Source organism: Streptomyces sp. NPDC006393 (assembly GCF_040628575.1).
Taxonomy (GTDB): Bacteria; Actinomycetota; Actinomycetes; order Streptomycetales; family Streptomycetaceae; genus Streptomyces.
Map to the genome: position 1 here is coordinate 1 of NZ_JBEXZD010000173.1, position 11115 is coordinate 11115.

The 11115-nt window shown below is 72.2% G+C and carries 12 protein-coding genes; 11 read left to right on the plus strand and 1 reads right to left on the minus strand.

The features are described from left to right. The 10 genes from ABZ484_RS37240 to ABZ484_RS37285 all read left to right on the plus strand — a co-directional run. The coding region (locus ABZ484_RS37240; protein ID WP_358870384.1) for a DUF2520 domain-containing protein at window positions 1-423 on the plus strand (423 nt) is incomplete at its 5' end. A gap of 241 nt (window positions 424-664) precedes the next feature. Next, entirely contained in the window at window positions 665-1711 is a 1047-nt protein-coding gene (gene panC / locus ABZ484_RS37245) for a pantoate--beta-alanine ligase (RefSeq protein ID WP_358870385.1), read from the plus strand. Then, window positions 1708-3441, plus strand: a complete 1734-nt coding sequence (locus ABZ484_RS37250) for an L-aspartate oxidase (RefSeq protein WP_358870386.1) — start codon at window positions 1708-1710, stop codon at window positions 3439-3441. Before panC ends, ABZ484_RS37250 begins: the two co-directional genes overlap by 4 nt. Window positions 3442-3446: 5 nt before the next feature. Continuing rightward, window positions 3447-4424, plus strand: coding sequence for a carboxylating nicotinate-nucleotide diphosphorylase (gene nadC / locus ABZ484_RS37255; RefSeq protein WP_358870387.1), 978 nt, complete (start codon window positions 3447-3449; stop codon window positions 4422-4424). Between the two features lie 8 nt (window positions 4425-4432). After that, a complete protein-coding gene (locus tag ABZ484_RS37260; protein ID WP_358870388.1) occupies window positions 4433-5230 on the plus strand; it encodes a type III pantothenate kinase in 798 nt (265 codons plus the stop codon). 170 nt (window positions 5231-5400) lie between these two features. Beyond that, a complete protein-coding gene (locus tag ABZ484_RS37265; RefSeq protein WP_358870389.1) occupies window positions 5401-6111 on the plus strand; it encodes a hypothetical protein in 711 nt (236 codons plus the stop codon). A gap of 55 nt (window positions 6112-6166) precedes the next feature. Further along, window positions 6167-6352: a hypothetical protein gene (locus ABZ484_RS37270; protein ID WP_358870390.1), complete on the plus strand. Its 186-nt coding sequence runs from the start codon at window positions 6167-6169 to the stop codon at window positions 6350-6352. A 125-nt stretch (window positions 6353-6477) separates the two neighbouring features. Beyond that, complete coding sequence (locus ABZ484_RS37275) at window positions 6478-7071, plus strand: BlaI/MecI/CopY family transcriptional regulator (RefSeq protein ID WP_358870391.1); 594 nt, start codon at window positions 6478-6480, stop codon at window positions 7069-7071. Window positions 7072-7080: 9 nt separating this feature from the next. Beyond that, window positions 7081-7614 carry an amino-acid N-acetyltransferase gene (locus tag ABZ484_RS37280; protein WP_358870392.1) on the plus strand — a complete coding sequence of 178 codons (534 nt, stop codon included), beginning with the start codon at window positions 7081-7083 and terminating at the stop codon, window positions 7612-7614. A gap of 273 nt (window positions 7615-7887) precedes the next feature. Continuing rightward, the gene (locus ABZ484_RS37285; RefSeq protein WP_086730921.1) at window positions 7888-8226 is read left to right on the plus strand and encodes an Lsr2 family protein; all 339 of its coding nucleotides are present in this window, start codon (window positions 7888-7890) and stop codon (window positions 8224-8226) included. Window positions 8227-8306: 80 nt separating this feature from the next. Here ABZ484_RS37285 and ABZ484_RS37290 read toward each other — a convergent pair whose 3' ends face one another. Then, on the minus strand, window positions 8307-9014 hold the full coding sequence (locus ABZ484_RS37290) for an SCO3374 family protein (RefSeq protein ID WP_358870393.1): 708 nt from the start codon (window positions 9012-9014) through the stop codon (window positions 8307-8309). A gap of 441 nt (window positions 9015-9455) precedes the next feature. Here ABZ484_RS37290 and ABZ484_RS37295 point away from each other — a divergent pair. Further along, the coding region (locus tag ABZ484_RS37295) for a Clp protease N-terminal domain-containing protein (protein WP_358870394.1) at window positions 9456-11115 on the plus strand (1660 nt) is incomplete at its 3' end.

Consider the following 11115-nt stretch of genomic DNA (forward strand, 5'->3'; position numbering starts at 1 on the left):
GTCGCCCAGTCCATGGAGCTGCTGCGCGAGGTGGGCGTCGAGGCGCCCGACCGGATGCTGGGCCCGCTGCTCGGCGCCGCCCTGGACAACGCCCTGCGCTCCGGCGACGCGGCGCTGACCGGTCCCGTGGCGCGCGGGGACGCGGGCACGGTCGCCGCCCATGTCGACGAGCTGCGCCGGCACGCCCCCCAGACCGTCGCGGGCTATCTGGCGATGGCCCGCGCCACCGCCGACCGCGCGCTCGCCCACGGACTGCTGAAGCCGGAGCTGGCCGAGGACCTGCTGGGCGTCCTCGCCGACGGAACACCCGGCACCGCCGCCACGAGCGGCACCACAGGCTCCGAGGGCACTCACGGCTCCGAAGGCCCGGACGGTCCCGACCGGCCCGACCGGCCCGACGACGGCGAAGGGGAGGCCCGATGACCCGCGCGGGGAACGCGACGCGCCCGCAGCGGCCGGAGCCCGCGGGCACGACCGGCCGGACGGCACCCGCGGACACGACCGACCGGACGGCACTCGCGGACACGACCGGCCGGACGGCGTCCACGGGCACGACGAGCCGGATGGCACCCACCGGCACGGGGCACTCGACGAACCGGGTGGCACCGGTGAACGCAGAGGAGGGCCGCCCGGTGACCCCGGCGCCCGAGAACGGAGACGCCCGATGACCACAGCCCTGCTGCGCACCGCCGACGAGCTGCACGCACGCGCGCGTGACGGCCGCCGCGTCGTCGTGATGACCATGGGCGCCCTGCACGAGGGCCACGCCACCCTGATCCGTACCGCGCGCGAGATCGCCGGCGCCGACGGCGAGGTCGTCGTCACCGTCTTCGTCAACCCGTTGCAGTTCGGCGCCGGCGAGGACCTGGACCGCTACCCGCGCACCCTGGAGGCGGACCTGAAGGTCGCCGAGCAGGCGGGCGCCGACGTCGTGTTCGCGCCGTCCGTGGAGGAGGTCTACCCGGGCGGCGAGCCCCAGGTGCGCATCTCGGCGGGCCCCATGGGCGAACGCCTGGAGGGCGCCTCCCGGCCCGGCCACTTCGACGGCATGCTGACCGTCGTCGCCAAGCTGCTGCACCTCACCCGTCCCGACGTGGCCCTGTACGGCCAGAAGGACGCCCAGCAGCTCGCCCTGATCCGGCGCATGGTGCGCGATCTGAACTTCGGCGTGGACGTCATCGCCGTACCGACCGTGCGCGAGGACGACGGCCTGGCCCTGTCCAGCCGCAACCGCTACCTGTCCCCGCAGGAGCGGCACACCGCCCTCGCCCTGTCCCGGGCTCTGTTCGCGGGACGCGACCGGCACGCCGCCCAGGAGGCGCTGCGCGCGCGGGCCCGCGAAGTGCCCTCCACGCGCGCGCGTGCCGAGGCGCTGAGCGCGCTGGGGGAGTCCCGTGCGGCCGCCGACGCCGCCGCCGTCGCCAAGGCGTCCCCCGGTGCGGCCGCGGCCGTCCGCGCGGCGGCCCGGCTGGTCCTCGACGAGGCCCTCCGCCTCGACCCGCCGCTGGAGCTCGACTACCTGGCCCTGGTCGACCCCTTGGACTTCACCGAGATAGGGGACGACTTCACCGGCGAGGCGGTCCTCGCCGTCGCCGCCCGGGTCGGATCCACCCGGCTGATCGACAACCTGCCCCTCACCTTCGGGGCCCACGAACCCCGCACATCCCGCACATCCCACGCCACCCACGGAACCCTCGGAGCCGCCTCGTGACCAGCACAGGCATACGACTGCACGCCCCCGCGCCCGGGTGGTCGATCGCCGCGGACGTCGTGGTCGTCGGCTCCGGCGTCGCCGGCCTCACCGCCGCCCTGCGCTGCGAGGCCGCCGGCCTGGACACGGTCGTCGTCACCAAGGCCCGCCTCGACGACGGATCCACCCGCTGGGCCCAGGGCGGCGTCGCCGCGGCCCTCGGCGAGGGCGACACCCCCGGACAGCACCTGGACGACACCCTGGTGGCCGGCGCCGGCCTGTGCGACGAGGAGGCCGTACGGATCCTCGTCACCGAGGGCCCCGACGCCGTACGCCGGCTGATCGACACCGGCGCACACTTCGACGAGTCCTCCGAAGGAGGACTGGCGCTCACCCGTGAGGGCGGCCACCACCGCCGCCGTATCGCGCACGCGGGCGGTGACGCGACCGGCGCGGAGATCTCCCGGGCGCTCGTCGAGGCCGTACGCGCGCGTGGACTGCGCACGATCGAGAACGCGCTCGTCCTGGACCTGCTCACGGACGCCGACGGCCGTACCGCGGGCGTGAGCCTGCACGTCATGGGTGAGGGCCAGCACGACGGCGTGGGCGCCGTCCACGCGCCCACCGTGGTCCTCGCCACCGGCGGCATGGGCCAGGTCTTCTCCGCGACCACGAACCCGTCCGTGTCCACCGGTGACGGCGTGGCGCTCGCCCTGCGCGCGGGCGCGGAGGTCTCCGACCTGGAGTTCGTCCAGTTCCACCCGACGGTGCTCTTCCTCGGCCCCGACGCCGAGGGCCAGCAGCCCCTCGTCTCCGAGGCGGTGCGCGGCGAGGGCGCCCACCTGGTCGACGCCGACGGCGTGCGCTTCATGGTCGGACAGCACGAACTGGCCGAGCTCGCGCCCCGGGACATCGTCGCCAAGGGCATCCTGCGCCGCATGCTGGAGCAGGACGCCGAGCACATGTTCCTCGACGCCCGGCACTTCGGCGCCGAGATGTGGGAGCAGCGCTTCCCGACGATCCTGGCCGCCTGCCGGGCCCACGGCATCGACCCCGTCACCGACCCCATCCCGATCGCCCCGGCCGCCCACTACGCCTCCGGAGGCGTGCGCACGGACTCCCACGGCCGGACCACCGTGCCCGGCCTGTACGCGTGCGGAGAGGTCGCCTGCACCGGCGTGCACGGCGCCAACCGGCTCGCCTCCAACTCCCTGCTGGAGGGGCTGGTCTACGCCGAGCGGATCGCCGCGGACATCGCCCGCGAGCGGTCGGACAGCGGCCTGCACGCGCGCGTGCCGCAGCCCGTCCCGTACTCCGAGCAGCCCGCGCATCCCCTGCTCGCCCCCGAGGCCCGGTTCGCGATCCAGCGGATCATGAGCGAGGGCGCGGGTGTGCTGCGCTCGGCCGAGTCCCTGGCCAGGGCGGCCGACCAGCTCGAACAGCTGCACGCCGAGGCCCGCGGCGCCCTCGACGAGAACGGCAAGACCGCCGAGCCGGGCGTGGACACCTGGGAGGCCACCAACCTCCTGTGCGTGGCCCGGGTCCTGGTCGCCGCCGCGCGGCTGCGCGAGGAGACCCGCGGCTGCCACTGGCGCGAGGACCGCCCCGAGCGCGACGACACCGACTGGCGCCGCCACATCGTCGTACGCCTGAACCCCGACAGGACGCCCACCGTGGACACCACGGAGACCGCCCTCTTCCCCCCGACCCGTAGCGAGGCCCCCGCGCCCCGCCGTCCCCAGGAGCAGTGACACAAGTGAGCACCGACGACCTTCCCCTCGCCTCGAACGGCGGCTGCGGCGACGGCTGTGCCTGCGGCGCGGACGGCGACGAGGAGTACCTGGAGTGCGGGCTGGACCCCGCGCTCGCCCAGCTGCTGGCCGACGCCGGCCTCGACCCCGTCGAGGTCGAGGACCTCGCGAACGTCGCCATCCAGGAGGACCTCGCGCACGGCGAGGACGTCACGACCGTGGCGACCATCCCCGAGGACGCCGTGGCCACCGGGGACTTCACGGCACGTGAGGCCGGCGTGGTGGCCGGTCTGCGCGTCGCCGAGGCGGTCCTCTCGGTCGTCTGCACCGACGAGTTCGAGGTCGAGCGGCACGTCCTGGACGGCGACCGTGTGGAGGCCGGGCAGAAGCTGCTGTCGGTCACCACGCGCACGCGTGACCTGCTGACCGCCGAGCGCAGCGCCCTGAACCTGCTGTGCCGGCTGTCCGGCATCGCGACCACCACGCACGCGTGGGCGGACGTCCTGGAGGGCACCGGGGCCAAGGTGCGCGACACCCGCAAGACGACGCCCGGTCTGCGCTCCCTGGAGAAGTTCGCCGTCCGCTGCGGCGGCGGCGTGAACCACCGCATGTCCCTGTCGGACGCGGCGCTGGTCAAGGACAACCACGTGGTCGCGGCCGGCGGCGTCGAGGCGGCCTTCAAGGCCGTACGGGAGGCCTTCCCGGACGTGCCGATCGAGGTCGAGGTCGACACCCTGCACCAGCTGCGGGAGGTCGTCGACGCGGGCGCCGACCTGATCCTGCTGGACAACTTCACGCCCATCGAGTGCGAGGAGGCCGTTGCGATCGTCGACGGACGCGCGCGGCTGGAGGCGTCGGGCCGGCTCACCCTGGACAACGCCCGGGCGTACGCCGAGACCGGCGTCGACTTCCTGGCCGTGGGGGCCCTCACCCACTCCTCGCCGATCCTGGACATCGGCCTGGACCTGCGCGAGGCGGAGTAGCACCGGCCATGCTCCTGACCATCGACGTGGGCAACACGCAAACCGTCCTGGGCCTGTTCGACGGCGAGGACATCGTCGAGCACTGGCGCATCTCCACCGACCCGCGCCGCACGGCCGACGAGCTGGCGGTGCTCCTTCAGGGCCTGATGGGCATGCACCCGCTGCTCGGCGAGGAACTGGGCGACGGCATCGACGGCATCGCGATCTGCGCGACCGTGCCGTCGGTGCTGCACGAGCTGCGCGAGGTGACGCGGCGCTACTACGGCGACGTACCGGCCGTCCTCGTCGAGCCGGGCGTCAAGACGGGCGTACCGATCCTGTTCGACAACCCCAAGGAGGTCGGTGCGGACCGCATCATCAACGCGGTCGCGGCGAACGAGCTCTACGGCGGCCCGGCGATCGTCGTGGACTTCGGCACGGCGACCACGTTCGACGCGGTCTCCGCGCGCGGGGAGTACGTCGGCGGGGTCATCGCCCCCGGCATCGAGATCTCCGTCGAGGCCCTGGGCGTCAAGGCGGCGCAGCTGCGCAAGATCGAGGTGGCCCGTCCGCGCAGCGTGATCGGCAAGAACACGGTCGAGGCGATGCAGGCGGGCATCGTGTACGGGTTCGCCGGGCAGGTCGACGGCGTGGTGAGCCGGATGGCCCGCGAGCTGTCCGACGACCCCGAGGACGTCACCGTGATCGCCACCGGCGGCCTGGCCCCGATGGTGCTCGGCGAGTCCTCCGTGATCGACGAGCACGAGCCCTGGCTGACCCTGATCGGCCTCCGCCTGGTCTACGAACGCAACGTCTCCCGCATGTAGCACCCGGGCCCCGCCTCCGCCGGGCCCCGCCTCCTCCCCGGGGCCCGGCCGGGAGCCTGGCCGGGCCCCGGCGCGGGTCGCCTGCCGCCGTTCGGCCGGCTCGTCCGCCCGCACCGCGCCACGCCCGTGGCTTATGTCGAATTTGTCTGATTAGCGCGTATGGTCGCCGTATGCCCATGCCATACGGAACTCGCGGGGGCGTGGCGTTCGGTGCGGAGGAGCTGCGTGTGCTCCGTCGTGCCCTCGCCGTTGCCCTTCATCTGCGTCCCGCCCGCGCCGAGGACGTGCAGGACTGCCTCCGCCTCGCCGAGTCGCTCGACGAGGCGATGCGCGAGGGTGCCCGGCTGCGCGCGTTCCTGCTGGCCGATCTCGCCCGTTACCGCGACGCCCTGCCCGGCGCGGCCGCCGGCTACTGCGCCCTCCTGGAAGAGGCGCTGGACGCCGGACACCGGCCCGGCCCCGACGACCTCGCCGCGCTGGGCGCCCTGCGCGGCAGTCCGGCCGCCGCCGCCCTCCTGCGCCGCTGCCGCGCGCAGGGTGCCGCCGCGGCCCCGGCGCCCACCGTGCCGGCCTCCCGCAGCCCTCTGAGGCCCCTCAGGGCCGTTCCGGAGGCGCTCCCGCGCGGTCTGCCGGGCGCCCGCGGCGCTCAGAGCGGCGAGACCGGCAAGGAACCCTCCCGCAAGCCGGCGCCCGCGCCCAAGCCCGGCGAGCGCCCCGCCCCCGCCCGGCCCGGACCGGCGCCCGCTCCCGGGGCGCCGAAACCGGCCCGCCGCCCCGTCCCCACCCCGGGCGAGGTGTTTCCGCGCCGCAGGCCCACGCCGCCGTCCGGAGACCCGCGGACCCCGCAGAGTCCGCCGCAGCAGCGACTCGCCGCGGTGTAGTGCTTCCGGACCACCCCGCCCCTGTTTGTCCGGGCCCCGTGGCTACCCTGGAGCCATGGACTACGTCTCCGCACTCGTTCCGCCGGTCGTGATGGCCGCGTTCTTCATCGCCCTGGTCAGGGTGATCGTGAAGACCCAGGGCGGGGCCGCCAAGGCCAAGGAGGACGCCGCCGTGGACGCCGCCATGGCGCGCGTGCAGAGCGGCCCGTCGGCCGCGGGCGGCGGCTCCAGCGAGGCCTGACCCCGCCCGGTCCCGGCGTACGACTCGATGGCTCGGAGACCTCCGCCATCGAGTTGTGCGCCCTTTTTGTTCGCATTCACTCGATGAAGCGCACGTCCGGCACGCAATGACCGACATCTCCCACTATGGTCGGAGTTGTGCCTCGCCCCTTGGGAGAACTCGAAGACGCGGTCATGACGCGGGTCTGGAAGTGGAACCGCCCGGTGACCGTTCGAGAAGTCCTGGAAGACCTTCAGAAGGAACGGTCCATCGCGTACACCACGGTGATGACCGTTTTGGACAACCTCCACCAGAAGGGCTGGGTGCGCCGCGAAGCGGAGGGCCGGGCCTACCGATATGAGGCGGTCTCCACCCGGGCCGCCTACGCCGCCGCGCTGATGAACGACGCATGGTCCCAGAGCGACAACCCCGCCGCCGCTCTCGTCGCGTTCTTCGGCATGATGAGCGACGAACAGCGGCGCTCTCTGCGCGATGCGCTCAGGGTCGTCGAAGGCGGCACGGAAGGCACGGCGGAAGAGCCCCGCGCGGGGTCCTCCGCAGAACCCGGCGAAGAGACCGGCGAAGAAGCATCCGCGCGGGAGCCCGAAGTCGTGGGCGAAGTCCCGGATACCGCCGAAGCCGCCGCGTTCCCCGAAACCTCCCCGCCCGCCGAATCCGCCGATGCTCCCGAAACCGGCGACCAGAACCCCGGCTCGGCACAGGGCGGCCGCGGGCGATAGCGTCCGCTCATGTCCGCAGCGCGACCCGAAGTCCCCGCAAAAGCCGTCACCGTCCGGCGGGCCCGGACCAGCGATGTCCCGGCCGTGCGCCGACTGCTGGACGCCTACGTCCGCGGCGGCATCCTGCTCGACAAAGCGACGGTGACGCTTTACGAGGACATCCAGGAGTTCTGGGTGGCCGAACGGGACGACAACGCCGAGGTCGTCGGCTGCGGGGCCCTGCACGTGATGTGGGAAGACCTGGCGGAAGTGCGCACTCTCGCGGTGAAGCCGGGCCTCAAGGGCTCCGGCGTCGGCCATCGGCTGCTGGAGAAGTTGCTCCAGACCGCACGCTGGCTCGGCGTTCGCCGCGTATTCTGCCTGACCTTCGAAGTCGACTTCTTCGGGAAGCACGGCTTCGTGGAGATCGGTGAGACGCCCGTCGACACCGACGTCTACGCCGAGCTGCTGCGTTCCTATGACGAGGGCGTCGCGGAGTTCCTCGGTCTCGAACGAGTGAAACCGAACACCCTGGGCAACAGCCGGATGCTTCTGCATCTGTGATCGCCGCGGACCTCCGGAGGAAGCGAGAGGAAGCCGGAGGGAACCGGGCGGAACCCAGAGCGAACCCAGAGCGAACCCCCCGGGGAACCCCTATGTCCGAAACGCGCATGTTTCCGGTCGGGGCCGAGGGTCCGGTCTCTCCCAGGGGTTTGTGTTTTTCCCGCAAAAGCGGTTTGCTTTCCGACGTACTGCAGTACTGCATATATCAAGGGGCGGCTAAACGGCGGACGCCGACCAACCCCGACCCTCACGTTATCGATGAAAGGAAATCCGGTGGCACAGAAGGTTCAGGTCCTTCTTGTCGACGACCTCGACGGCGGCGAGGCGGACGAGACCGTGACGTTCGCGTTGGACGGCAAGACGTACGAGATCGATCTCACCACCGCCAATGCGGACAAGCTCCGCGGCCTTCTCGAGCCGTACGTCAAGAGCGGTCGTCGTACCGGGGGCCGCGCTTCCGGCGGACGTGGAAAGGCGCGCGCCGCCGCTGCCGGCGGCAGCCAGGACACGGCGCAGATCCGCGCCTGGGCGAAGGAGAACGGCTACGAGGTCAACGACCGCGGCCGTGTCCCCGCGTCCATCCGCGAGGCCTACGAGAAGGCCAACGCCTGACGGGCGGTGCGGCCCACGAGGCCGGCATCCAGATCCAAGGTGAGGCCGTCACCCCAGGTCCGCAGGCCGGCACCGCGGGCCTAGGAGAAGGCCGGCGGCCGTGCGTGAGCGCGCCGCAGCCGGAGCCGATGGCAGTGCGTCGCCACCGTCTCCACGACCCGCACGAGATCGGGGGCGCCCCCGTCACCCCCCATGGCCGACAGCGTCGGCAGCGAGGCCCCGGTCCCGCATCCCGGCGCGGGGGGCCGCAACCACACGGCGGCCCCCTGCGAACCGGAGCGGCCCCGGGCGAGCGGCCGCGCTCCTGGCAGCCCGTCTCCGGGCAGCCCCGCTCCGGCCTGCCCCGCGAAGGGCGGCCGCGGGGCCTCCGTCAGCGTGCCCGCGCCCAGCGCCACCAGATCCAGGTCCACCGCTGACCACTCCAGCCACTCCAGCAGCCCAGGCAGCTCCTCGGCGCTGCCCGCGGCCACCAGCAGCCGCATCCGGTCCCGGTGCACGGCCACCGGAGAGGCGGCCCCCAGATGGCGCAGCGCCGCACGGCCGGCCTCGACCGGGACGTCCAGGACGTCGAAGTGGCGCCCCACGACCAGGCGCAACGGCGTCCCGGGCACCGTGGCCCACCCCAGTTCGTTCTCGTACCAGTCCCGCACCCTGCCCCCACCCGCACCGAGCGGCCGACGGGGCGAGGGAACCCGAGCATGCGGGGAAACCGGGACAGAGAGGACCGGAACGGACGCGACCGGAGCGGACGGGACCGGAACAGGAAGCGTGGAGAGGCTGCCGACCATGCCAGGTGCAACCGCCGGAAGACGGGCATGGTTACGCTGTGTGGCTTCATGGATGCGGACAGTTTCGAACGAGAGGGCGCGTGGAGGTGGAAAGGGGCGCAAGGTTGTTCGCCCATAGCGGAGGGAACCGGTGCGCGCCGCATGGAGTGTCAGTCCCAGCGGGTAAGACATGCCTAGTGGGAGGGGGCGACACGCAGGCCACAGCCGGGCAAAGGAGTCTCACGTTCGCCATCGGCGTACTGGCGACTGGGGTAACTGCCTGGCCTGCGGGAACATCGTCTCGCACCATCGGGTTGGAGCAGATGTCGGCGTTCGGGGTCAGGAGGCCATCGACGGTGTCGGCAGTTGGAATGAGCGGTCCCCGCTTGCGGGACTAAGCTGCGGAAGGACAGGGAGGGGAAGTTCCCCCCACTGCCTGACCGCTCTGAGGAGCGATTAACGATGTTCGAGAGGTTCACCGACCGCGCGCGGCGGGTTGTCGTCCTGGCTCAGGAAGAAGCCCGGATGCTCAACCACAACTACATCGGCACCGAGCACATCCTCCTGGGCCTGATCCACGAGGGTGAGGGTGTCGCCGCCAAGGCCCTTGAGAGCCTCGGGATTTCGCTCGAGGCGGTCCGCCAGCAGGTGGAGGAGATCATCGGTCAGGGCCAGCAGGCGCCGTCCGGTCATATTCCCTTCACCCCCCGTGCCAAGAAGGTCCTGGAGCTCTCGCTCCGCGAGGCGCTTCAGCTGGGCCACAACTACATCGGCACGGAGCACATCCTGCTCGGCCTGATCCGTGAGGGCGAGGGCGTCGCCGCCCAGGTCCTGGTCAAGCTGGGCGCAGATCTGAACCGGGTGCGGCAGCAGGTGATCCAGCTGCTCTCCGGTTACCAGGGCAAGGAGACCGCCACCGCCGGCGGCCCTGCCGAGGGCACCCCCTCGACGTCCCTGGTCCTCGACCAGTTCGGCCGGAATCTCACCCAGGCCGCTCGTGAGTCCAAGCTCGACCCGGTCATCGGGCGCGAGAAGGAGATCGAGCGGGTCATGCAGGTGCTGTCCCGCCGTACGAAGAACAACCCGGTGCTGATCGGTGAGCCCGGCGTCGGCAAGACCGCCGTCGTCGAGGGCCTCGCCCAGGCCATCGTCAAGGGCGAGGTGCCCGAGACCCTCAAGGACAAGCACCTCTACACCCTCGACCTCGGTGCCCTGGTCGCCGGCTCCCGCTACCGCGGTGACTTCGAGGAGCGCCTGAAGAAGGTGCTCAAGGAGATCCGCACCCGGGGCGACATCATCCTGTTCATCGACGAGCTGCACACGCTGGTCGGTGCGGGCGCCGCCGAGGGCGCCATCGACGCGGCCTCCATCCTGAAGCCGATGCTGGCCCGCGGTGAGCTCCAGACCATCGGTGCCACCACCCTGGACGAGTACCGCAAGCACCTGGAGAAGGACGCGGCCCTGGAGCGCCGCTTCCAGCCCATCCAGGTCGCCGAGCCGTCCCTGCCGCACACCATCGAGATCCTCAAGGGCCTGCGCGACCGGTACGAGGCGCACCACCGCGTCTCGATCACGGACGAGGCCCTGGTCCAGGCCGCCACCCTGGCCGACCGGTACATCTCCGACCGCTTCCTGCCGGACAAGGCGATCGACCTGATCGACGAGGCCGGTTCCCGGATGCGTATCCGCCGCATGACCGCGCCGCCGGACCTGCGCGAGTTCGACGAGAAGATCGCCGCGGTGCGCCGGGACAAGGAGTCCGCGATCGACTCGCAGGACTTCGAGAAGGCCGCCTCCCTGCGCGACAAGGAGAAGCAGCTCCTGGCCGCCAAGGCCAAGCGGGAGAAGGAGTGGAAGGCCGGCGACATGGACGTCGTAGCCGAGGTCGACGGCGAGCTGATCGCCGAGGTCCTCGCCACGGCCACCGGCATCCCGGTCTTCAAGCTGACCGAGGAGGAGTCCAGCCGCCTGCTCCGCATGGAGGAGGAGCTGCACAAGCGGGTCATCGGCCAGAACGACGCCGTCAAGGCGCTGTCGAAGGCGATCCGCCGTACGCGTGCGGGTCTGAAGGACCCCAAGCGCCCCGGTGGCTCGTTCATCTTCGCCGGCCCGTCCGGTGTCG

Coding starts and splice junctions, on each gene's coding strand:
- panC (WP_358870385.1), top strand. CDS start 665: ATGACCACAGCCCTGCTGCGCACCGCCGACGAGCTGCACGCACGCGCG.
- ABZ484_RS37260 (WP_358870388.1), top strand. CDS start 4,433: ATGCTCCTGACCATCGACGTGGGCAACACGCAAACCGTCCTGGGCCTG.
- ABZ484_RS37265 (WP_358870389.1), top strand. CDS start 5,401: ATGCCCATGCCATACGGAACTCGCGGGGGCGTGGCGTTCGGTGCGGAG.
- ABZ484_RS37270 (WP_358870390.1), top strand. CDS start 6,167: ATGGACTACGTCTCCGCACTCGTTCCGCCGGTCGTGATGGCCGCGTTC.
- ABZ484_RS37275 (WP_358870391.1), top strand. CDS start 6,478: ATGGTCGGAGTTGTGCCTCGCCCCTTGGGAGAACTCGAAGACGCGGTC.
- ABZ484_RS37280 (WP_358870392.1), top strand. CDS start 7,081: ATGTCCGCAGCGCGACCCGAAGTCCCCGCAAAAGCCGTCACCGTCCGG.
- ABZ484_RS37290 (WP_358870393.1), bottom strand. CDS start 9,014: ATGGTCGGCAGCCTCTCCACGCTTCCTGTTCCGGTCCCGTCCGCTCCG.